General features: G+C 73.2%; 14 protein-coding genes, 1 tRNA gene and 3 pseudogenes. 3 read left to right on the top strand and 15 right to left on the bottom strand.

Annotated features, from left to right (window positions below):
- Window positions 1-23 precede the first annotated feature (23 nt).
- Window positions 24-1,499 (bottom strand): ATP-binding protein, encoded by a 1,476-nt coding sequence (locus AB0953_RS02790; protein ID WP_366857551.1) that lies wholly within the window; start codon window positions 1,497-1,499, stop codon window positions 24-26.
- A gap of 396 nt (window positions 1,500-1,895) precedes the next feature.
- Between AB0953_RS02790 and AB0953_RS02785 the strand changes: the two are divergent.
- Together AB0953_RS02785 and AB0953_RS02780 are read left to right on the top strand one after the other, a co-directional pair.
- Window positions 1,896-2,567: pseudogene (locus tag AB0953_RS02785) on the top strand (IS481 family transposase); the annotation flags it as partial.
- Between the two features lie 4 nt (window positions 2,568-2,571).
- Window positions 2,572-3,021 (top strand): annotated as a pseudogene (locus tag AB0953_RS02780) (tyrosine-type recombinase/integrase); the annotation flags it as partial.
- Between the two features lie 121 nt (window positions 3,022-3,142).
- On the opposite strand, the gene AB0953_RS02775 reads toward AB0953_RS02780, so the two are convergent.
- From AB0953_RS02775 to bldG, 11 genes are all read right to left on the bottom strand, one after another.
- Window positions 3,143-3,216 (bottom strand) — tRNA-Thr (locus tag AB0953_RS02775).
- Window positions 3,217-3,324: 108 nt separating this feature from the next.
- Window positions 3,325-4,899, bottom strand: coding sequence for an alpha/beta hydrolase (locus AB0953_RS02770; protein ID WP_366857550.1), 1,575 nt, complete (start codon window positions 4,897-4,899; stop codon window positions 3,325-3,327).
- An 87-nt stretch (window positions 4,900-4,986) separates the two neighbouring features.
- Complete coding sequence (locus tag AB0953_RS02765) at window positions 4,987-6,198, bottom strand: DNA polymerase III subunit delta' (protein WP_366857672.1); 1,212 nt, start codon at window positions 6,196-6,198, stop codon at window positions 4,987-4,989.
- A gap of 175 nt (window positions 6,199-6,373) precedes the next feature.
- A complete protein-coding gene (tmk, locus tag AB0953_RS02760) occupies window positions 6,374-9,598 on the bottom strand; it encodes a dTMP kinase (protein WP_366857549.1) in 3,225 nt (1,074 codons plus the stop codon).
- Window positions 9,599-9,808: 210 nt separating this feature from the next.
- Window positions 9,809-12,631, bottom strand: a complete 2,823-nt coding sequence (topA, locus tag AB0953_RS02755; protein ID WP_366857548.1) for a type I DNA topoisomerase — start codon at window positions 12,629-12,631, stop codon at window positions 9,809-9,811.
- 291 nt (window positions 12,632-12,922) lie between these two features.
- Window positions 12,923-13,120 carry a hypothetical protein gene (locus AB0953_RS02750; protein ID WP_366857547.1) on the bottom strand — a complete coding sequence of 66 codons (198 nt, stop codon included), beginning with the start codon at window positions 13,118-13,120 and terminating at the stop codon, window positions 12,923-12,925.
- A 269-nt stretch (window positions 13,121-13,389) separates the two neighbouring features.
- A complete protein-coding gene (locus tag AB0953_RS02745) occupies window positions 13,390-14,895 on the bottom strand; it encodes a class I SAM-dependent methyltransferase (RefSeq protein WP_366857546.1) in 1,506 nt (501 codons plus the stop codon).
- A 63-nt stretch (window positions 14,896-14,958) separates the two neighbouring features.
- The gene (locus AB0953_RS02740; RefSeq protein ID WP_366857545.1) at window positions 14,959-15,531 is read right to left on the bottom strand and encodes a small secreted protein; all 573 of its coding nucleotides are present in this window, start codon (window positions 15,529-15,531) and stop codon (window positions 14,959-14,961) included.
- A gap of 147 nt (window positions 15,532-15,678) precedes the next feature.
- Window positions 15,679-18,087 carry a sodium-translocating pyrophosphatase gene (locus AB0953_RS02735; RefSeq protein ID WP_366857544.1) on the bottom strand — a complete coding sequence of 803 codons (2,409 nt, stop codon included), beginning with the start codon at window positions 18,085-18,087 and terminating at the stop codon, window positions 15,679-15,681.
- A 251-nt stretch (window positions 18,088-18,338) separates the two neighbouring features.
- Complete coding sequence (locus AB0953_RS02730) at window positions 18,339-18,776, bottom strand: ATP-binding protein (protein WP_366857543.1); 438 nt, start codon at window positions 18,774-18,776, stop codon at window positions 18,339-18,341.
- A 121-nt stretch (window positions 18,777-18,897) separates the two neighbouring features.
- Window positions 18,898-19,239 (bottom strand): anti-sigma factor antagonist BldG, encoded by a 342-nt coding sequence (bldG, locus tag AB0953_RS02725; protein WP_030152678.1) that lies wholly within the window; start codon window positions 19,237-19,239, stop codon window positions 18,898-18,900.
- A gap of 80 nt (window positions 19,240-19,319) precedes the next feature.
- Here bldG and AB0953_RS02720 point away from each other — a divergent pair, with 80 nt between their 5' ends.
- Window positions 19,320-21,773 carry a DEAD/DEAH box helicase gene (locus AB0953_RS02720; RefSeq protein WP_366857542.1) on the top strand — a complete coding sequence of 818 codons (2,454 nt, stop codon included), beginning with the start codon at window positions 19,320-19,322 and terminating at the stop codon, window positions 21,771-21,773.
- Here AB0953_RS02720 and AB0953_RS02715 read toward each other — a convergent pair.
- From AB0953_RS02715 to AB0953_RS02705, 3 genes and pseudogenes are all read right to left on the bottom strand, one after another.
- The gene (locus tag AB0953_RS02715; protein WP_366857541.1) at window positions 21,751-22,242 is read right to left on the bottom strand and encodes an Rv3654c family TadE-like protein; all 492 of its coding nucleotides are present in this window, start codon (window positions 22,240-22,242) and stop codon (window positions 21,751-21,753) included. The two genes, AB0953_RS02720 and AB0953_RS02715, sit on opposite strands and share 23 nt — an antisense overlap.
- Window positions 22,239-22,637, bottom strand: a complete 399-nt coding sequence (locus tag AB0953_RS02710; RefSeq protein WP_366857540.1) for a TadE family type IV pilus minor pilin — start codon at window positions 22,635-22,637, stop codon at window positions 22,239-22,241. Before AB0953_RS02710 ends, AB0953_RS02715 begins: the two co-directional genes overlap by 4 nt.
- Window positions 22,624-22,725: pseudogene (locus AB0953_RS02705) on the bottom strand (DUF4244 domain-containing protein); the annotation flags it as partial. The pseudogene AB0953_RS02705 and the gene AB0953_RS02710, both read right to left, overlap by 14 nt.
- Window positions 22,726-22,885 lie beyond the last annotated feature (160 nt).

Here is a 22,885-nt window from a genome sequence, read left to right as displayed (position 1 = left end):
GGGAGTGGGGACTACCAGGTGGGTCAGGAGTTCCAGAAACCTTGTTGCTCGTCGAAGGGGGGCATGGAGCTGAGTACGCCCCGGGCGTCCTCTGGGGAGCGGCCCTGCCCAAGGAGTGCTTCGTACACTTGGCGGGCGATGTCGACGGTCTCCGGAGCGGCTGGCCCTGGGCCGCCGAAGGGTTCGGGGTCGTCGACCGTGTCGGTCTCGTGGAGCACGCGGAGCGCCGTGACCGGGACCGTCTCCTCAAGGAGGCGGATCATCGAGCGGACGACGTCCGGATTGCCGCCCTGGTCGTCCATCGCTGCTTTCACCAAGGGGTGTTTTCTGTTGATGCGCAGAACGATCCGGCCGTCGTGGCGCTTCACGTTCCAGGCGAACTTCAGGGGGTCACCGTGCGCCCGCGAGACCACCTGACCACGCTGTCGTGCGGAACGAGAGGCCACCTCGCGGGTGTGCCTCGCGATCCTCTCCAAGTGACGACGCAAGGAGACGGGGGGAACCACGCTCGCTTTGCGCACGTCCACGCCCCAGTCGGCGTCGGTCTCCGCAGGGATGTCCACGGCGATCCTCGCGAGGTTGTACTTCTCCTCGCGCCGCAGGCCGCGGATCCCCAGCCAGTCACCGGCCAGGATCAGGCGGTCACGGCGGTAGACATAGAACCCCTGCTGCCCCAGCCATCCCCTCTGCCCGGCAGCCGACTTGTACTCGGCATCCGAGAGACGCTGTGCCGTCGGGAGGACGAAGGGCTCTACGCGCACCGACTCCGACCCCAGCGGCAGAGGCTCCCAGGGGATCCGCTGAACCGACGGGTGCTTGGACAGGAACGGGTCCCACGGGGAGAGGTCGGAGCCGCGCACCCGGATGCGGCACCGGGCCGGACGCTTCAGGAAACGGGCGAAGATCATCGAGAGGTGGGCTTCAGTACGTTCCGCCTCCGCATAGAACTGTGCCTGCGTCTTTTCATCGTCGCTGGCCACGGCACTGTTGTGGTAGCCGGAGAGCTGCTCCCATAGGACAACGGTCCCGTGCTCCATGCTTCCCGCGATCCGACGCAGGAGGGTCGTGGTCGTGTCGCCGGGGTCACGGAGTAGCCGCCACTCCTTGTGGTGCTCCACGACACCGAGGTCCCACGTCCGAACGTGCCAGATCCCGTCCCTGACTGTGGCGACGGTGAGCTTGCGGCACTGAGAGAAGGAGGCGGACTTCAACCCCACACCGAAACGACCGAGATCCGTGGCGCTCCGCTCGGCAGACGGGCCACGGGCCGCCACCGTCATAGCGGTCACCAGCTCTGGCTCCGTCATCCCTTTGCCGTCGTCCGTCACCGCGATCCAGGAACTGTTTCCGTCCCACGTGAAGTCGACGTCGATGTTCTTGGCCTCTGCGGAGACGCTGTTGTCCACGAGATCTGCAACGGCCGCGGGAAGCGAGTAGCCGAGCGAACTGAGCGACGCCACCATGCCGGCAGGGTCGGGCGCGGCAACGTCGAAGTCCATCTTCACGCTCCGTACCCGGTGTACCCGTTCAGTCCTGTGCGGTCGACTCGTCTTTGTGCTCCGCAGAGCGGCATGTGTCAGGACTTCTCGGGTCGCGTGCGGTAAGTGCGCTGTTACTCGTCCCGCGCCAGCCAAGATCCCCCGTTCGTAGCATGGTACCGAAGGGATCTTGTCCGGCGTAGGTGATCTCAGTGAAGGGCTGTCCGCCGGCCCCGCGGGCATGACGCGCGCCGAGTTCGTGCCTGCTGGCTCAGCACCCGGCGTACAGCTTCTTGCACTCGGCCTAGATGTGTTGTCCCGGGACGTTGGTGACACGCGTGCTGGGTTCTTGAAATGGGTGAGGGCCTTCTGGCTCGGTGTGGATTGCGACATCTCCACCGAGATCAGGAGGCCCTCGTGGTCCACCGTAATGCCCCGCTGACCGAGACCGGACGACTTCGCCTGGCCCGCTGTGTCGTGGAGAACGGCTGGCCGGTGCGGCGGGCCGCGGAACGTTTCCAGGTCAGCCACACCACCGCCGCCCGCTGGGCCGGCCGCTACCGACAGCTCGGTGTCGCCGGAATGAGTGACCGCACCAGCCGCCCCCACCGCCAGCCGGCCAGGACGTCGGCCGACGTGGAACAGCAGGCCATCCGGCTCCGACGCGAATACCGCATCGGCCCTCTGCGGCTGGCAGCCCGGCTGGGCATCGCGCCGTCGACCGCCCACCGCATCCTCGTCCGGCACGGCCTGCCGCCCCTGGCCGCCCTCGACCGCGCCACAGGCGAACTTGTCCGCCGCTACGAACGCGCCCGGCCCGGCGAACTCCTCCACATCGACGTCAAGAAACTCGGCCGAATCCCCGACGGCGGCGGCCACAAAGCCCTCGGCCGGGCGGCCGGCAGCCCGAACAAGGACCGAACGAACGGCGCCGGCTGGGCCTACCTCCACACCGCCCTCGACGACCACTCCCGCCTGGCCTACACCGAGGACCTGCCCGACGAGACCGCCCCGGCCTGCGCCGCCTTCCTCATCCGGGCCACCGCCTGGTTCGCTTCCATGGGCGTCACCGTCGAGCGTGTCCTGTCTCCGGCAACAGGAAGCCGACCGTTTGGAGTGGGGGTCGGCCTGGGTGAACACCGGGCTCGTCTTCACCCAGGAGGACGGCTCCTGGCTCCACCCCGGGAAGGTGACCGACCTCTTCGAGCGGCTCGTCGCGGCCTCCGGGCTGCCGCCGATCCGGCTGCACGACCTCCGGCACGGCGCTGCCACGCTCATGCTGGCCGCCGACATCGACATCAAGATCGTGTCGGACACGCTCGGGCACAGCGACACCCGGATCACGCGCGACATCTACCAGAGCGTGCTCCCCCACGTCGGCAAGAGCGCCGCCGAGGCCACCGCGAAGCTGGTCCCCCTCCAGCGCAAGGCCGAGCAGGAAGCGCAGGCCAGCAAGGCCGCCAAGGAGGCCAAGCGCGCCGCGAAGGCGAAGACCAAGGGGAAGAAGAAGGGCAAGACCAAGAAGGCCGCCAAGAAGGGCTGACGGCCCCTCCGCTCACGCATCGCTCACGCACGCAGGCCTGCGCACCCCAGCCGCGTGCCCTGCCATGCCCCGAGCAACAGAAAAGGCCAGGTCAGACGGTATCTGACCTGGCCTTTCTCTGAGCCGCCTTCGGGATTCGAACCCGAGACCTACGCATTACGAGTGCGTTGCTCTGGCCAACTGAGCTAAGGCGGCACCGCCGGGAGACAAGTGTTCCCTCGGGAGGGAGCGCTCATCAGCAGCGGCGCCTAGTCTACAGGCTCGAACGGGGTGCCCCGAACCAGGTTCCCTGGCGGCCGGGGGTCACGTGCACTTCTTGCCGTTCTGCGGGGGTTTGCCCTGGAGGAGGTAGGTGTTGATCGCGTTGTCGATGCAGGTGCTGCCGCGGCCGTACGCCGTGTGGCCGTCGCCGTCGTAGGTCAGCAGGACGCCCGAGTCCAGCTGGCGGGCCAGGGACTGGGCCCACTTGTACGGGGTCGCCGGGTCGCGGACCGTGCCGACCACCACGATCGGCGGGGCGCCCTTCGCGCTCAGCGGCCGGGCGGTGCCGGTGGCCTTGACCGGCCAGTACGTGCAGTTCAGCGAGGCCCAGGCCAGGCCCGCGCCGAAGACCGGGGAGGCCTTGCGGAACGAGGGCAGGGCGGCGTCGACCGCGTCGGGGCCCGGGAAGGCGGGGGGCTGGTCGAGGCAGTTGACCGCGGCGTTCGCGGCCATCAGGTTGGCGTACCTGCCGTTCGGCTCGCGCTCGTAGTAGCTGTCGGCGAGGGCGAGGAGGCCCGAGCCGTCGCCGTCCATCGCCGTCGCGAGCGCCTCGCGCAGCTGCGGCCAGGCGCTCTCGTCGTACAGGGCCGCGATCACCCCGGTGGTGGCCAGGGACTCGCCGAGCGGCCGCTCCGGGTCGCCGCTGGCGACGGGCTTCGCGTCGAGCTGCCGGAAGAACGCGCCGAGGCGCGTGGCGACCGCGTCGGGGCCGCCCTTGCCGAGCGGGCAGTCGGGCTGCTTCGCGCAGTCCTTGGCGAAGGAGCGGAAGGCCGTTTCGAAGCCCTCGGTCTGGTCGCGGTTCAGGTCGAGCGCCGAGCGGGAGGGGTCCATCGCGCCGTCCAGGACCAGCCGGCCGACGCGTCCCGGGAAGAGGTCCGCGTACGTCGCCCCCAGGAAGGTGCCGTACGAGGCGCCGACGTACGTCAGTTTCTCGTCGCCCAGCACGCCCCGCAGCAGATCCAGGTCGCGGGCGGCGTCGACGGTGGAGACGTGCGGCAGGATCCGCCGGGAGCGCGACGCGCAGCCGGCCGCGAAGTCCTTGAACGCCGCGACCAGCGCGGTGCGCTCCGCCGCGTCGTCGGGGGTCTGGTCCACCTGCGTGTACGTGTCCATCGCCGGGCCGGACAGGCACTCGACCGGGCTGCTGCGGTCCACGCCGCGCGGGTCGAAGGACACCATGTCGTACTGGGCGCGCACGGCCGCCGGGTAGCCGATGCCGGCGTACGCCTGGAGGTAGCCGATGCCGGAGCCGCCGGGGCCGCCCGGATTGACCACGAGGGAGCCGAGCCGCTTGCCGGGGCCGGTGGCGGGGCGCCGGGCCAGTGCGATGTCGACGTCCTGGCCTGCGTCGGGGCGGTCGTAGTCGAGCGGGGCCTTCAGGGTGGCGCACTGGAAGCCGGGGACGCCGCAGTCGCGCCACACCGGCTTCTGCTCGTAGTACGGGCGCAGCCCGGCCGGGATCTCGGGCGGCTGGGCCGGAGGCGCCGCGACCCGGGCAGCGGACGAGGAGACGGCCGCCCGCGGGCCGGCCGAGCCCTCCGCGGTGCAGCCGGAGAGCAGCAGCACGGCGGCTGCGGTCACGGTTCCGGTGGTGCGCAGCAGGCGCCTGGTGTCCATTCTGGGAGCCTACGTGCTACGCCCGGGTCCCGGCCTGCGCCGGGTCGCTCGTACGGGTGAGGCGGTGGAGCGGCCGGCCCCCCGCGGTCAGCCCGCGCGCAGGGCCATCGCCATGGCCTCGACGGCGAGGAGCGGGGCCACGTTGCGGTCGAGGGCCTCGCGGCAGGCGCGGATGGCCTCGATGCGGCGCAGGGTCCGCTCGGGGCCGCCGGCGCGGGCGATCCGGTCCAGGTCCGGCCGTACGTCCTCGTTCGCGATGGCCACCGCCGAGCCGAGCTGGAGGGCCAGGACGTCGCGGTAGAAGCCGGTGAGGTCGGTCAGCGCCAGGTCGAGGCTGTCGCGCTGGGTTCGGGTGCGGCGGCGCTTCTGCCGGTCCTCCAGCTCCTTCATCACGCCCGCCGTGCCGCGCGGCATCCGGCCGCCGGTCCCGGCGCCGGCGCCGAGCGCGGCCTTGAGCTCCTCGGTCTCCTTGACCTCGATCTCCTCGGCGAGCGCCTTGGCGTCCTCGGCGGCGGCGTCGACGAGCTCCTGTGCAGCCTTGAGGCAGCCGCCCACGTCGTCGATGCGCAGCGGCAGCTTCAGCACGGAGGTGCGCCGGGCCCGGGCCGCCTCGTCCTGGGCGAGCCGGCGGGCGCGGTCGATGTGGCCCTGCGTGGCACGGGCGGCGAACGCGGCGACGGCCGGCTCGATGCCGTCGCGGCGGACCAGGACGTCGGCGACGGCGGCCACGGGCGGGGTGCGCAGGGTCAGGTGGCGGCAGCGGGAGCGGATGGTGGGCAGCACGTCCTCCAGGGAGGGCGCGCACAGCAGCCACACGGTCCGCGGAGCGGGCTCCTCCACGGCCTTGAGGAGCACGTTCGCCGCGCCCTCGGTCAGCCGGTCGGAGTCCTCCAGGACGATGACCTGCCAGCGGCCCACGGCCGGGGAGAGCTGGGCCCGGCGGACCAGGTCGCGGGTCTCCTTGACGCCGATGGACAGCAGGTCGGTGCGGACGATCTCGACGTCCGCGTGGGTCCCCACCATCGTGGTGTGGCAGCCGTCGCAGAAGCCGCAGCCCGGCTCGCCGCCCAGGGCCCGGTCGGGGCTCGTGCACTGCAGGGCGGCGGCGAAGGCGCGCGCGGCGGTGGCCCGGCCGGAGCCGGGCGGGCCGGTGAACAGCCAGGCGTGCGTCATCTTGGACGCAGCCGGCGGCTCCTGCCCCGCCTCGACGGCGGTGACCAGGGCGTCGGCGTCGCGGGCGGCGGCGGCCAGCTGCGTCTGCACCCGCTCCTGGCCCACCAGGTCGTCCCACACGGGCATGCCGCCCACCGCCTTTCCTCGCCGTCCCTGCCCGGCGCGTTCCGGTGCTCTCACCCCTGCGCCTGCGCTGCCACCAGTGTGGCGTGCGCCGCTGACAATCCCGTGCTCTCCCGTGCCGTCCCGTCCTGTCCCGCCACCGTCCGCTCCCCGCGGCTGCGGTCGGCGGCGGTTGCGGTCAGCGGCGGCGGCGCGGGCCTCCCCTGCCGTTGCGGCCCTCGTCGTCGTCCTCGTCCGCGTGCGGGCCGAGGAGCTCGTCCGCCAGGCTCGGCAGGTCGTCCAGCGGGGTCTCCTCGGCCCACGAGGGGCGCGGGCCGCGCGGGCGGCCCTCCTCGTCCAGGTCGAGGACGGGAAGCTCGCGGGTCACGTCCTCGGCGGAGTCACGGAAGATGCCCGGCGGCACCCGGTCGGCCGGGGCCTCGTCCGAGTGGCGGGCCGTCGGGCGCACCGCGGAGTACGACTGCGCGGCCTGCTGCCGGTCGCCCTGGGCGGCCTGCGGGCGTACGGGAGGCAGCACGGCCGTCTCGTCGGCCGGGCCGGCTCCCGGGACGGCCGGCAGCACGGAGGTCTCCGCGGCCGGGTCCACCTTCGGCACCGGCACCGTCTGGGTCACGTCGTCCGGCCGGACCACCCGCTTGTCCGCGGGCGGCCTCACGATCGGCGTCTCGACCGTCACCGCGTCGTCCGGGAGCGGCTCCTTGGCCATCGACACCTTCGGGGCCGCCTGGGCGGCCGGGGGCTCCTGGGCCGCCTGCCGCGCAGCAGCCGCGGCAGCAGCGGTTGCCGCCGCGGCCGCCGCCTGGGCCTCCGCCAGCCGGCGCGCCTCCTCCGCCTTCAGCAGGGCCTCCTCGGCCCGCCGCTGCTTCTCCCGGCGCCGCTCCTCGGCCTCCGCGCGCAGCCGGGCCTCCTCCTCGGCCTCCTTGCGCAGCCGCTCCTGCTCGGCCGCACGGGCCTTCGCCTCGGCCTCCGCGCGCAGCCGCTCGGCCTCGGCCCGGGCACGGGCCTCCTCCTCGGCGCGCAGCCGCTCCTCCTCCGCCCGGCGGGCGGCCTCCTCCTCGGCCCGGCGGCGCGCCTCGGCGGCCTCCGCCTCGGCCTTGCGGCGGGCCTCCTCGGCCTCGCGGGCCCGGCGGGCCTCCTCCTCGGCGCGCAGCCGCTCCTCCTCCGCCTTGCGCGCGGCCTCCTCCTCGGCGCGGCGCCGCGCCTCCTCCTCCGCCTTGCGCCGGGCCTCGGCCTGCGCGGCCAGCTCGGCCTCGGAGAGCGGCAGCATCCGGTCCAGCCGGTGCCGTACGACGGTGGTGACGGACTCCGGGTCCTGCCCGGCGTCGACCACCAGGTAGCGGCCGGGGTCGGCGGCGGCGAGGGTCAGGAACCCGGCCCGCACGCGCTGGTGGAACTCGGCCGGCTCGGACTCCAGCCGGTCGGGCGCCTCCGTGAACCGCTCCCGCGCCGTCTCCGGCGACACGTCGAGCAGCACGGTCAGGTTCGGTACGAGTCCGCCGGTGGCCCAGCGGGAGATGCGGGCGATCTCGGTCGGGGACAGGTCGCGACCCGCCCCCTGGTAGGCGACGGAGGAGTCGATGTAGCGGTCGGAGATGACGACGGCGCCGCGCTCCAGGGCGGGCCGGACCACGGTGTCCACGTGCTCCGCGCGGTCCGCCGCGTACAGCAGGGCCTCGGCGCGGTTCGACAGCCCGGCCGAGGACACGTCGAGCAGGATGGACCGCAGCCGCTTGCCGACCGGGGTGGCGCCCGGCTCGCGCGTGACGACGACCTCGTGGCCCTTGCCCCGGATCCAGTCGGCCAGCGCCTGGACCTGGGTGGACTTGCCGGCCCCGTCGCCGCCCTCCAGGGCGATGAAGAAACCGGTCGCGGACGGAGCCTGCACCGGCTCCCCGCCGCGCAGCGCCTCGCGCAGGTCGCGGCGCAGCGGTACGCCGCCGCGGTCGTCGGCCTTGGCCAGGACCACCACGGCGGCCGGCAGCAGCAGCGCGCCGACCAGCATCAGGGTGAACGCGGCGCCGCCGTGCTCGAAGACGAGCCCCCCGCCGGCCAGCCGGTGCGGGCCGATCGCGGCGGCCACGACCGGGGCGGTGACGGCGCCGAGGGCCACCGCCACCCGGACGACGGCCTGGAGGTGCTCGGTGACCCGGGCGCGGCGCGGCTCCTCGGTCTCCTGGTCGAGCAGGGTGTGCCCGGTGTTGGCGGCCACGCCCGCGGCGGTGCCGGCGAGCAGCGACAGGAACAGCACGGTCGCCGCATCCGTGACCAGGCCGGTCAGCAGCAGCGCGAGCCCGGTGGCGGCCGTGGCCAGGGCGAGCAGCCGGCGCCGCGACAGCGCGGGCAGCACCTTGCCGGCCTGGGCGGCGCGGATCCCGAGGGCGGTGCCGCCGACCAGGGCCAGGACGAGCAGCGCGAAGGTGGCGGGCCCGCCGCCGAGGTCGTAGGCGTGCAGCACGGCGACGGCGGCCGCGGAGGCCACGGCTCCGGCCACGGCGGCGCAGGCCAGCACGAGCAGCGGGATGGCGCCGGTGCGGCCCTTGTCGGGCACGTCCCCCGCCTTCGGGGGCCGCAGGCCCTCCAGCGGCGAGCGCAGGCGCGGGGCCTTGCCGGTGGGCAGCACCAGCGGCAGCAGCAGCGAGAGCGAGGCGGCGAACAGGCCGGCCGCCACGTACGAGCCGAGGGCGGCCCGGTTCGCGGCGAACCAGTCGATGCCGAGGCCGAGGACCTTGCCGACCAGCGACGCGGCGAGCAGTGCGGCCGCGGCGGCCGGCATGGCGGCGAACGAGGTGCGCAGGGTCAGCCGGCGCAGCGCGTCGAGGTGGTCGGGCAGCGGCCGGACGGCGGCCCCCTCCGGCGGCGCCGCGGGCAGCAGGGCGGGGGCGGCGGCGTCCTTGGCCTGGGTCCACAGCCGCTCGGCGGCGCCGGAGACGAAGACGGTGGCCAGCAGCGCGGTCAGCGCGTGCTCCGGGATCCAGTCGAGCCAGAGCGGGGCGACGACGAAGAGCGCGAGCCGGATGCCGTCGGCCCCGGCCATCGTCCAGCGGCGGTCGAACGCGCCGCCGGGGCCGGTCAGCTTGGCGAGGGGGCCGAGCAGGACCGCGCCGAAGAGCAGCGTGGCGAGGATCCGCACCCCGAAGACGGCGGCGACGGCCAGGGCCCAGCCGCGGTAGCCGCCGCCGAAGGCCTCCTGGGAGACGGCCGCCTGGAGGACGAGCAGGACCAGGACGAGGACGGCGAGGGCGTCGCCGATGCCGCTGACGAGCTGGGCGCTCCACAGGCGGCGCAGCCTGGGAGTGCGCAGCAGTGCGCGCACCGCCCGCTCGCGGGAATCCGCGGCGAGGGCTTCGTCGTAGGTGGGGTTCTGGGGGGCGGTCACGCCAGTCGGCTGCTCGGCTCGCGTCATCCGCCCAGCCTATCCGCTGCGCTTGGCCGGTGCTGCTGCCCTGTGGACAACCCGGGCGGCGCGCCCCGGGGCCGGCGGGCCGCTGCGCGGAGCCCTTCCCCTCCCCGCCCCTTCCCGAAGCCAGGGGCTCCGCCCCCCGCCCCCGCGCCTCGAACGCCGGCGGGGCTGGAGAGGTCCAGCCCCGCCGGCGTTCGAGCGGCCGGGCGGAGGTCAGTCCTCCGCGGGGGGCGTGGCGGCGGCGGTCTTCTTCGCCGCCGTCTTCTTCGCCGCCGCCGTCGTCGTCTTCTTGGCGGTGGTCTTCTTGGCCGCGGTCTTCTTCGCCGCCGTGGCCGTCTTCTTGGCCGGCGCCTTCTTTGCGGCGGCCTTCTTGGCCGTCTTCTTCGCCGGCCCCTTCGCCCGCTTCTCCGCCAGCAGCTCGTAGCCGCGCTCCGGCGTGATCGTCTCGACGTCGTCGTCGCGCCGCAGCGTGGCGTTCGTCTCGCCGTCCGTCACGTACGGGCCGAAGCGGCCGTCCTTCACCACGACCGGCCGCTCGCTGACCGGGTCGGTCCCCAGCTCCTTCAGCGGCGGCTTGGCCGCCGCCCGGCCGCGGACCTTCGGCTGGGCGTAGATCGCCAGGGCCTCGTCCAGCGTGATGGTGAAGAGCTGGTCCTCCGACTCCAGGGACCGCGAGTCCGTGCCCTTCTTCAGGTACGGGCCGTAGCGGCCGTTCTGCGCGGTGATCTCCACGCCCTCGGCATCGGTGCCGACCACCCGCGGCAGCGACATGAGCTTCAGCGCGTCGTCGAGGGTGACGGTGTCCAGGGACATGGACTTGAACAGCGAGGCCGTCCGCGCCTTGACCGCGTTCTTGCCGGTCTTCGGCGTGCCCTCGGGCAGGACCTCCGTCACGTACGGACCGTAGCGGCCGTCCTTGGCGACGATCTCGTTGCCGGTGACCGGGTCCTTGCCCAGCTGGAACTCGCCGCTCGGCTTGGCGAACAGCTCCTCCGCGTACGCCACCGTCAGCTCGTCCGGAGCCAGGTCGTCCGGCACGTCGGCCCGCTGGTGGCCCTCCGCGTCCTTCTCGCCGCGCTCCACGTACGGCCCGTACCGGCCGACGCGCAGGACGATGCCCTCGCCGACGGGGAAGGAGGAGATCTCCCGGGCGTCGATCGCACCGAGGTCGGTCACGAGCTCCTTCAGACCGCCGAGGTGGTCGCCGCCGTCGGCCGCCGGGGCGACCGCGGAGGCGTCCTCGGAGCCGAAGTAGAACCGCTTGAGCCACGGCACGGCCTGGGCCTCGCCCCGCGCGATGCGGTCGAGATCGTCCTCCATCTTGGCGGTGAAGTCGTAGTCGACGAGTCGGCCGAAGTGCTTCTCCAGCAGGTTGACCACGGCGAACGACAGGAAGGACGGCACGAGCGCCGTGCCCTTCTTGAAGACGTACCCGCGGTCGAGGATCGTGCCGATGATCGACGCGTACGTCGACGGGCGGCCGATCTCCCGCTCCTCCAGCTCCTTGACCAGCGAGGCCTCGGTGTAGCGGGCCGGCGGCTTCGTCGCGTGGCCGTCCGCGGTGATCTCGTCGGCGGTGAGGGCGTCGCCCTCCGCGACCTGCGGCAGGCGCCGCTCGCGGTCGTCGAGCTCGGCGTTCGGGTCGTCCGCGCCCTCGACGTACGCCTTCATGAACCCGTGGAAGGTGATCGTCTTGCCGGACGCGGTGAACTCGGCGTCCCGGCCGTCCGAGGCCGTGCCGCCGATCTTCACCGTCACCGAGTTGCCGGTGGCGTCCTTCATCTGGGAGGCGACGGTCCGCTTCCAGATCAGCTCGTACAGGCGGAACTGGTCACCGGTCAGGCCGGTCTCGGCGGGCGTGCGGAAACGATCACCCGACGGGCGAATCGCCTCGTGCGCCTCCTGCGCGTTCTTGACCTTGCCGGCGTAGACGCGGGCCTTCTCCGGCAGGTAGTCGGCCCCGTACAGCTGCGTGACCTGGGCCCTGGCGGCCGCCACGGCGGTGTCCGAGAGGGTCGTGGAGTCGGTACGCATGTAGGTGATGAAGCCGTTCTCGTACAGCTTCTGCGCCACCTGCATCGTGGCCTTCGCGCCGAAGCCCAGCTTGCGCGAGGCCTCCTGCTGCAGCGTCGTCGTGCGGAACGGGGCGTACGGGGAGCGGCGGTACGGCTTGGACTCCACCGAGCGGACGGCGAAGGAGCTGTCGGCGAGCGCGGCGGCCAGCGCCCGTGCGTTCGCCTCGTCGAGGTGGAGCACCTCGGTGTTCTTCAGCTGCCCGTTCGCACCGAAGTCGCGGCCCTGCGCGACGCGCTTGCCGTCGACGGTGTTCAGGCGGGCGACGAGCGTGGACGGGTCGGACGGGTCGCCGGCCCGGCCGGTGGAGAAGGTGCCGGTGAGGTCCCAGTACTCGGCGGAGCGGAAGGCGATGCGCTCGCGCTCGCGCTCGACGACGAGACGGGTGGCGACGGACTGCACGCGTCCGGCCGACAGCCGCGGCATGACCTTCTTCCACAGGACCGGCGAGACCTCGTAGCCGTAGAGGCGGTCGAGGATGCGGCGGGTCTCCTGGGCGTCGACCATGCGCTGGTTCAGCTCGCGCGGGTTGGCGACGGCCTCGCGGATCGCGTCCTTGGTGATCTCGTGGAAGACCATCCGGTGGACGGGGACCTTCGGCTTGAGGACTTCCTGCAGGTGCCACGCGATGGCTTCGCCCTCGCGGTCCTCATCGGTGGCGAGGAAGAGCTCGTCGGAATCGGCCAGCAGCTCCTTGAGCTTCCTGACCTGGGCCTTCTTGTCGGCATTGACGACGTAGATCGGCTGGAAGTCGTGCTCGACGTCCACGCCGAGGCGGCGGACCTCGCCCGTGTACTTGTCGGGGACCTCGGCCGCGCCGTTCGGGAGGTCGCGGATGTGCCCGACGCTCGCCTCGACGACGTATCCCGGGCCGAGGTAGCCCTTGATCGTCTTCGCCTTGGCAGGGGACTCGACGATGACGAGTCGGCGGCCGCCCTGTGCGGTCTCGCTAGTCGGGGACAACTTGGCTCTTCTCTCCGGTCGGCACTCGGTCGCAGTACGGCGACGCTGCGGAGTGTGACGGTACAACCCGCCCCCGTGTCAAACGGCACAAGCCCGCAACGGCCACTCGAACGGTAACCCGACAAGTGCCATTTCTGCCGCCCGGATACCCCGCCGGGCCCGTCCCGATCACCGCCCCGAGTGGCCCGGGGGCCGTCTGGCCGCTCCCCCGCACCCCGCCTGACGTCCGGTTTCCCCCGCGGGGCCGCTCTCTGCGCGGCGACCGGTGCTACGCGGGGCAGGGCGCGGAAGTCACAGCCGCGCCAGGCACCACACGCCGAGGGCCAGCGACGCCGCGCCGGCGACCAGCGCCAGCGGTACGGCCACGGCGGGGCGCACGCCCTCGGCGACCGGCGCACCCTTGCGGGCGCGCGCCCCAGTCCAGGCCAGCAGAGCGGTCCCGAACAGCAGGAACACGGCCGCCGCGAAGATCGCCGGACCGCTCTCCATACCGTTCCCCTTCGTCCCCCGGGCCGCTCTCGGGTCCCCCCGGATCCCCCCGGACACCCACGGACACCCCTGGCTTTCCCCCTCGGCCGACAGCCTGCCAGCCGAGGGGGAACGGAAAACGAACCGCGGGTTACATCCCGGGGCAAGCGTGGGGGAGAGCGAAACAGAGGGGAAGCGGAAGGCGGCGCGAGGGGAGCGCGAAGCAGGAGGCGAAGGGAGAAGCGGAGGGCGGCGCAGGGGCCCGGCGGGGCACCCGGCCGCCCCGCGGATCAGGCCTCGACCGGCTCCAGGAAGCCCTGCTCCACCAGCATCCGGATCGCCTCCGGCGTCCGGGCCCGCAGCACGACCGGGTCCTCCTGCATCAGCTGGGCGATCGCGTCGAGGATCCGGCCCGCGGTGAGCGATCCGTCGCACACGCCGGCGAAGCCCGCCCCCACCGTGTCGACCGTCGTGGCGCGCCGCATGCCGCGGTTCTGCCGGAGCACCACGTGCTCGGGGTCCTCGGCCCCCGGGGAGCCGACCTGCTCCTGGACGACCTCGGCGACCAGCGCGAAGCGGGCCTCCAGCAGCGAGGCGTCGTCGTGGGCGCGCAGGTAGTCCTGGCGGGCGAAGTGCGCGGTGACGGCGTCGCCGAGCGGCTGCTCCACCGAGTGCGGCCACTCCTCGATCACGATCGACGGCTCGTCGGCGTCGCTGCGGCGCAGCGTGATCCAGCCGAAGCCCACGGCCTTGGTCTTGCGGGCCTCGAACTCGTCGAGCCAGTCCTCGTACCGGCGCGCGTACTCGGCCGGATCGGTGCGGTGGTCGCCCGCGTCGCGCAGCCACAGCTCGGCGTACTGGGTGACGTCCTGCACGTCGCGCTGCACGATCCAGGCGTCGCAGCCGCGCGGCACCCAGGAGCGGAGCCGCTCGCGCCAGTCCTCTCCCTCCACGTGCTGCCAGTTGCCGAGGAACTGCGCGTAGCCGCCGGGGTTGAGGTGCGCGCCGGCCTCCTGGACCAGGGTCCGGCACAGGTCGTCGCCGCCCATGCCGCCGTCCCGGTACGTCAGCCGGGCGCCGGGCGAGATCACGAACGGCGGGTTCGACACGATCAGGTCGTACGTGGCGTCGCCGACCGGCTCGAAGAGGGAGCCGAGGAGCAGTTCGGCCTCCGGGGCACCGGACAGCGCCAGGGTCAGCCGGGTGAACTCCAGGGCCCGCGGGTTGACGTCGGTGGCGGTGACGCGGGTGGCGTGCTGCGCGGCGTGCAGGGCCTGGATGCCCGAGCCGGTGCCGAGGTCGAGGGCACTGGCGACGGGGCGGCGCACGGTGATCCCGGCGAGGGTGGTGGAGGCGCCGCCGACGCCGAGGACGACGCCCTCCTCGCGGCTGCCGATGCCGCCGGCCCCGCCGACGGCGCAGCCGAGGTCCGAGACGATGAACCAGTCCTCGCCGTCCGGGCCGCCGTACGGGCGCACGTCGACGGTGGCGTGCACCTCGTCGCCCTCCCGGCGCAGCCAGCCGTCGGCGATCAGGGCCTCGACGGGCAGCGCGGGCGAGACGTGAACGTACGGCTCCGGCTGCTGGAGCAGGAACAGCCGGACCAGGCTCGGGAGCGGGCCGTTGCTGCGGTTGCGGGTGGCGCGCAGCGCGGGGACCGTCTCGCTGCGGGCCAGGGCCGCGTAGGCGGGGGCGCCGAGCAGGTCGAGCAGCCCGTCGGCGGTGAAGCCGGCGGCGAGCAGGGCGGTGCGGAGCTCGGCGGCGCGGTCGGGCGTGGGGAGGCTGGTGGTACTCACGCGTCCATTGTGTCGGCTACGGGCTCCGATCCGTGCGCCGCGGACCCGTGCGCCGCCGACGGCTCACTTCGCGGGCGACGCCGTGGGCGCCAGGGTGACCTTGCAGCCCTTCTGGGTGTTCATCGCCTGGTCCAGGCCGGCCTTCTTCAACTGGCCGTAGGCGTCCGTGCTGCCCTTCTGCGCCTCGGTGATGCCGGCCGCGATCTCCTTGAGGCCGTCGGCGAACTTGCCCTGGTCCTTGGGGTCCAGCGCGTCCACCTTCGCCTTGAGGTCCGTGTAGGCCTTGGACGCCGCGTCGAAGCCCTTGACCGCTGCGTCCTTGGTCGCCTGGCCGTCCTTCGTGGGCGGGACCCCGGCCTGCGCCACGGCGGCGCTCATCGCCTTGTACGCATCGGCCTGGGCCTGGAAGGCGGCCGAGTCGGTCCTCTGGACCTCGTCCGGCTTGGTGCTCTCGCCCGACACGCGCTTGAGGTCGGCGTTGGCGGTCTCGATCTTCTTCAGCTGGGGCGCCCACTTGTCACAGACCTGCTTGGCCCAGGCGTTGGCCTTCTCGTCGCCGTCTTCGCCGCCGCAACCGGACAGCACGAGCATCAGTACCGCGCTGCCGGACAGCGCGGCCGCAAGCTTCTTGTTCACCGGATTGGTCCCTTCGAAGGCTCTCGGCCGGGAAGATACCAACCCGCCATCCGGGTAAGCGGAAAGGCGGACGGACGACGCGTCGCTCCGCGCCACCCGTCCGCCGTTCGGGCCTATCCCCGCCTGGTCGGTCCGCCGTGGGACCGGTCAGGACACCACCGCGGGGTCGGTCGGCTGCGACACCCGCTCGGCGGTCCCCGTTCCGCCCTCGGCGTCGCCGCCGACGGCCACGCCGCGCCGCTTGGAGACGTAGACCGCACCGACGATGACCGTGACGGCGACGGCCGCGACGATCGCGCGCACCGTCGCGCTGGTGTCGGCCCCGTAGCTGAACTGGACGACTGCCGGGGCGATGAGCAGGGCCACCAGGTTCATGACCTTCAGCAGCGGGTTGATCGCCGGTCCCGCAGTGTCCTTGAACGGGTCGCCGACGGTGTCGCCGATGACCGTCGCGGCATGGGCCTCGCTGCCCTTGCCGCCGTGGTGTCCGTCCTCGACGAGCTTCTTCGCGTTGTCCCACGCACCGCCGGAGTTGGCGAGGAACACGGCCATCAGCGTGCCGCACCCGATGGCGCCCGCGAGGTACGCGCCGAGTGCGCCGACGCCGAGGATGAAGCCGACCGCGATGGGCGCCATCACGGCGAGCAGGCCGGGCGTGGCGAGCTCGCGCAGAGCGTCCTTGGTGCAGATGTCCACGACGCGCCCGTACTCGGGCTTCTCGGTGTGGTCCATGATGCCGGGGTGCTCGCGGAACTGGCGGCGCACCTCGTAGACGACGGCGCCCGCGGAGCGGGAGACCGCGTTGATGGCGAGGCCGGAGAAGAGGAAGACGACCGCGGCGCCCAGGATGAGGCCGACCAGGTTGTTGGGCTGGGCGATGTCCAGGCTGAGGTTCATCTCGCCCGCCTTGGCGCCGACGTCCCTGACCGCGTTGGAGATGGCGTCGTTGTACGAGCCGAAGAGCGCGGACGCGGCGAGCACGGCGGTGGCGATGGCGATGCCCTTGGTGATGGCCTTGGTGGTGTTGCCGACGGCGTCCAGGTCGGTCAGGACCTGCGCGCCCGCGCCCTCGACGTCGCCGGACATCTCGGCGATGCCCTGGGCGTTGTCGGAGACGGGCCCGAAGGTGTCCATGGCGACGATCACGCCGACGGTGGTGAGCAGGCCGGTGCCGGCCAGGGCCACCGCGAAGAGCGCGAGCATGATGGAGGTGCCGCCGAGCAGGAACGCCCCGTACACGCCGAGGCCGATGAGGAGCGCCGTGTAGACGGCGGACTCCAGGCCGACGGAGATGCCCGCGAGGACCACGGTGGCCGGGCCGGTCAGGGCGGTCTTGCCGATGTCCCGGACGGGGCGGCGGCTGGTCTCGGTGAAGTAGCCGGTGAGCTGCTGGATCAGGGCCGCCAGGACGATGCCGATGGCGACGGCGACGAGGGCGAGGACCCGCGGGTCGCCGGAGTGCGTGCTGATCGCGGTGTCCTCGACGCCGACGAGCTCCTTGTACGTGGCCGGCAGGTACGCGAAGACGGCGACGGCGACGAGCACGAGCGAGATCACGGCGGAGATGAAGAAGCCGCGGTTGATGGCGGTCATGCCGCTGCGGTCGCTGCGCCGCGGGGAGACGGCGAAGATGCCGATCATCGCGGTGATGACGCCGATGGCGGGGACGATGAGCGGGAAGGCGAGGCCGAGGTCGCCGAAGGCGGCCTTGCCCAGGATGAGCGCGGCCACCAGGGTGACGGCGTACGACTCGAAGAGGTCGGCGGCCATACCGGCGCAGTCGCCGACGTTGTCGCCCACATTGTCGGCGATGGTCGCGGCATTGCGCGGGTCGTCCTCCGGAATGCCCTGCTCGACCTTGCCGACCAGGTCGGCGCCGACGTCGGCGGCCTTGGTGAAGATGCCGCCGCCGACGCGCATGAACATCGCGATCAGGGCGGCGCCGAGGCCGAAGCCCTCCAGGACCTTGGGGGCGTCGGCGGCGTAGACCAGGACGACGCAGGAGGCGCCGAGCAGGCCGAGGCCGACGGTGAACATGCCGACGACGCCGCCGGTGCGGAACGCGATCCGCATGGCCTTGTGGGCGACGTCGGTGAGGTCCTTGGCGGGCTGCCCCGCGGCGGGGGTGGCCTCGCGGGCGGCGGCGGCGACGCGGACGTTGGCGCGCACGGCGAGCCGCATGCCGACGTAGCCGGTGATCGCCGAGAAGACGGCGCCGACGAGGAAGAAGGCGGAACGCCCCGCCCGCTGGCTCCAGTTGTCCGCGGGGAGCAGGAAGAGCAGGAAGAACACGACGACGGCGAAGATGCCGAGGGTGCGCAGCTGCCGGCCCAGGTAGGCGTTGGCGCCTTCCTGCACGGCGGCGGCGATCTTCTTCATGCTGTCGGTGCCCTCGCCGGCGGCGAGGACCTGGCGGACCAGGATCTGCGCCACGACGAGGGCGGCAAGGGCCACGGCCGCGATCACGATCACGATGAGCCGGTTGTCATCGGTGAGTACCGCGGCTGCCAGATCGGCGGTGCCGTCCGGCGAGAGAGGGGTGAAGAGCCCCGTCATTCGTCCTCCTTGACGTGATGAGCTCAAGATGTGGACGGATTGTAGGGAGCTCTTCCCGATCAAAACAGTGCGCGGGAAACGGAATTGGCCTGCTCTTGCTCCCCACCAATAGATCTCGTCACTCCATTACCCTCGAAAGAGGTAATGGGACAAAGGCATTGACGCCTGATCATTGATCTAGAAATACTGCGCGGGCATGAAAAAAGGCCCTGTTCACAGGGCCCTGAATAAGATCGAATAAACCGACCGGACTACGAGATTCGGGCCTCCCCGGCAACGGGCCAGCTCATCCGGATGGTCCCGCCGCCCTCGCCGCTGGTCACCTCGACGTCGTCGACGAGACCGCTGATGACGGCGAGGCCCATCTCGTCCTCGGTGTCGCCGTCGGGGTCCAGGGCAGCCTCGAGCCCGGGCACGGCGTCCGGGCCGCCGGGCGGTCCGGGGACCTCGTCGCCGACCTCGATGGAGAACAGCTTCTCCTCCTCGGTCAGCACCACCCGGACGGGCGCGGTCAGCCCGTTGCTCAGGTGCAGTCCGACGGCGCGCGAGCAGGCCTCGCCCACCGCGAGGCGGACCTCGTCGAGCACGGCCTCGTCCACGCCCGCCCGCCGCGCCACGGCAGCCGCCACCAGGCGGGCCGTCCGGACGTGCTCGGGCTGGGCGCTGAAGCGCAGTTCAACGGTGGCCATTGCGTCCCCCTCGGACTACGGGCGTGGCTTACAGGGGCCCGGGCCGCTCACGGCCCGCGCCCCCGCTCCTCTTCCACTCCGCCCCGGGGGCCGGCGGACGCCGGTCCCCGCGACGAAGCCGTCAGTCGGTGGCCGCGACGGCGTCTTCCACCGTCGTGTGGATCGGGAACACCTTGGTCAGGCCGGTGATGCGGAAAATCTTCAGGATGCGCTCCTGGTTGCACACCAGACGCAGCGAGCCCTCGTGCGCGCGGACGCGCTTGAGGCCTCCCACGAGCACACCGAGGCCGGTGGAGTCGAGGAAGTCCACTCGCTCCATGTCGACAACCAGGTGGTAGCTGCCGTCGTTCACCAACTCGACCAACTGCTCGCGCAGCTTGGGCGCGGTATACACATCAATCTCGCCACCGACCTCCACGACCGTGCGGTCGCCGACAGTGCGAGTCGACAGGGACAGGTCCACGGATCCTCCAGCACCTTGCTATCGAGCGGCGCCCCCCAGGGGCCTCCCCACCCGCGGGCGGGGAGAGATTGGCTGCCGCGATGGCATTCAACCACTTACCGGCAGGCGCGCACGACGCCTTCGGACCATTGTCCCGCACGCCGGTGACACACTCGGTTCCAATGGCCAATACTCACCGTCCCGGTCGGCCCACGGCACCCGAGGACCTGCGACCCACCCCCGGAGCGGTTCTGGACCGCCTGTCACGGGGGCCTTCCCGAGCTGCGCGCATCACCCATACGGAGCACTTGCCCCCTCGGGCGGGCCGTCATGCAGTCTGGCCCGACCGCATCCGAACGGATGTCGTGGCGGCCATCCGGGCCGCCGGGATCGAGCACCCGTGGGAGCACCAGGCCGCGGCCGCCGAGCACGCCCTCGACGGCGAGTCGGTGGTGGTCGCCACCGGCACCGCCTCCGGCAAATCGCTGGCCTACCTGGCACCCGTCCTGTCGGCCCTCGCCGACGGCGCCGAGGCCCCGAACGGGCGCGGCGCCACCGCCCTGTACCTGGCCCCCACCAAGGCCCTGGCGGCCGACCAGCGGCGCGCCGTGCGCGAGCTGGCCGCCCCGCTGGGCAACGCGGTCCGGCCCGCCGTGTACGACGGCGACACGCCGGTCGAGGAACGCGAATGGGTGCGCCAGTACGCGAACTACGTCCTGACCAACCCCGACATGCTGCACCGCGGGATCCTCCCCGCCCACCCCCGTTGGTCCTCCTTCCTGCGCACGCTGCGCTACGTGGTCATCGACGAGTGCCACACCTACCGGGGCGTCTTCGGCTCCCACGTGGCACAGGTGCTGCGCCGGCTGCGGCGGCTGTGCGCCCGCTACGGCTCCGAACCGGTCTTCCTGCTGGCCTCCGCCACGGCGAGCGACCCAGCGACCGCCGCCTGCCGGCTGACCGGGGTTCCGGTCACCGAGGTCGCCGACGACGCCTCCCCGCGCGGCGAGGTGGTCTTCGCCCTGTGGGAGCCGCCGCTGACCGACCTGCGGGGCGAGAAGGGCGCCCCGGTGCGCCGCACCGCGACGGCCGAGACCGCCGACCTGCTGACCGACCTGGTGGTCCAGGGCGTCCGCACGGTCGCCTTCGTCCGCTCCCGGCGCGGGGCCGAGCTGATCTCGGTGATCGCCCAGGAGCGGCTGGCCGAGGTGGACCGCTCCCTGCCCCGGCGTGTCGCGGCCTACCGGGGCGGCTATCTGCCCGAGGAGCGCCGCGCCCTGGAGCGGGCCCTGCACTCCGGGGAGCTGCTGGGCCTGGCCGCCACCACCGCCCTGGAGCTGGGCGTGGACGTCTCGGGCCTGGACGCGGTCCTGATCACCGGCTATCCGGGCACCCGGGCCTCCCTGTGGCAGCAGGCGGGCCGGGCCGGACGGTCGGGGCAGGGCGCCCTGGCCGTGCTCGTCGCCCGGGACGACCCGCTGGACACCTATCTCGTCCACCATCCGGAGGCGCTGTTCCGCCGTCCGGTGGAGGCCACGGTGCTGGACCCCGACAACCCCTACGTCCTGGCCCCCCACCTGTGCGCGGCTGCCGCGGAGTCCCCGCTGACCGAGGCGGACCTGGCGCTGTTCGGGCCGGCCGCCCCGGGGCTGATGCCGCAGCTGGAGGCCGCGCGGCTGCTGCGCCGCCGGGCCACCGCCTGGCACTGGACCCGCCGGGAGCGGGCCTCGGACCTGGCCGACATCCGGGGCGAGGGCGGCCGCCCGGTGCAGATCGTCGAGTCGGCTACCGGGCGCCTGCTGGGCACCGTGGACGAGTCCGCGGCCCACACCGCCGTCCACGACGGCGCGGTCCACCTCCACCAGGGCCGCACCTACCTGGTGCAGCGGCTGGACCTGGAGGACTCGGTGGCGCTGGTCGAGGAGGCCAGCCCGCCGTTCTCCACCACCGCCCGCGACACCACCTCCATCGCCATCCTGGAGACGGAGACCGAGATCCCCTGGGGCGGGGCCCGGCTCTGCTACGGCACGGTGCAGGTCACCAACCAGGTGGTGTCCTACCTGCGCCGCAAGCTGATCACCGGCGAGGTGCTCGGGGAGGCCAAGCTGGACCTGCCGCCCCGCACCCTGCGCACCCGGGCGGTGTGGTGGACCGTGACCGAGGACCAGCTCGACGAGGCGCGGATCCACCCGGAGATCCTCGGCGGCGCCCTCCACGCCGCCGAGCACGCCTCGATCGGCCTGCTCCCGCTGTTCGCCACCTGCGACCGCTGGGACATCGGCGGCGTGTCCGTGCCGCTGCATCCCGACACCCTCCTTCCGACGGTCTTCGTGTACGACGGCCACCCCGGCGGCGCGGGCTTCGCCGAGCGCGCCTTCCACACCGCCCGCGCCTGGCTCACGGCGACCCGGGACGCCATCGCCGCCTGCGAATGCGAGGCCGGCTGCCCCTCGTGCATCCAGTCCCCCAAATGCGGCAACGGCAACGACCCCCTCCACAAACGCGGCGCCATCCGCCTCCTGACCCGCCTCCTCAAGGAGTCCCCGCCCCCCTGACCCCCGCAGAACCCCCGGCGGGCAGGCCCGGGACCGGACCCGCCCCGGCCCCCGGAGCGGGGACGGGGCCCGGATCCGGCACGGGGCCCGGAGCCGGCACGGGCGCCGGGGCCGGGTTGCGGCCCGGGCCCGGGGCCGGCAGCGGAGGGCCGGCGCGGGCGGTGGACACGGGGGTGAAGGGGCCCTTGGCCGGGCGGGCCGCGACCTCGGCCACCTCGCCGTGGAGGGTGCAGCCGGCCAGGGCGGCGTCCTGGGCCCGGGCCACCCGGCCGGCCGCGGCACAGGCGGTCTCCGGGCCGTGGGCCCAGGCCGCCGCCGCGGCCAGAGCCGCCAGATCGGCGGCCGCGGCCGCCCGGTGCCGGGCGACGACGGCCTGGCCGAGCAGGAGCACCCCGCCGAACACCGCGCCCAGCACCACCGCCACCAGCGCCGCCCACACGGTGGCCGAACCCCGGTCGTCGCCCCTCATGGCGGCGGCCCCACGCTGTCCTCGGCCAGCGCCACCGCCTGGGCGCCGAGCCGCACCGGCAGCCCGCCCGGCCCCGGCGGCGGAGCCGCCACCCGCACCCGCCACAGGTCGCCCTCCCGCTCCAGCGCCACCTCCGCCCCCGGCGGGGCGGCCGCCCGGGCCGCCGCCACCGCCGTGTCGAGCGGTTCCGACCGGGCCGCCGCCCGGGCACCGGCCCGGGCCGCGTCCACACAGCGGATCTGCGCGGCCGCCGCCATCAGCGCCCACACCAGCAGCGCCGCGAACAGCACCAGCGCGGGAATCACCACGGCGGCCTCCGCCGTCACGTATCCCCCGTCCCCGCGTGTCGCGCCCCGCCACCGCCGCCGGCCCCGCTTTTCCTCAGAACGGCACATCGAGCGCCTTCCCGATGGTCGACTGGAGGGCGGTGGAGACCACGTCGCTCGTCACCACCTTGTACAGAACGGCCGCGAATGCACAGGCCGTCGGGATTATCTAGGGCTGTCAACTCCCCTGCGCAGGTCAGAACGACTCTTGGGGGTGAAGGCACGTGAGGCACGCGGCCGTTGTCGGGGTGGGGTGTCTGGCTTGAGGGGGGCACACCCCGGCGGATCCGCCCAGCATTTCCGTGACGCCCAGCGGT

The sequence above is a fragment of the Streptomyces sp. NPDC046866 genome (assembly GCF_040704625.1).
Lineage (GTDB): Bacteria > Actinomycetota > Actinomycetes > Streptomycetales > Streptomycetaceae > Streptomyces.
Note: the sequence above shows the minus strand (reverse complement) of the source record. Positions and strands in the feature narration are given on the sequence as shown.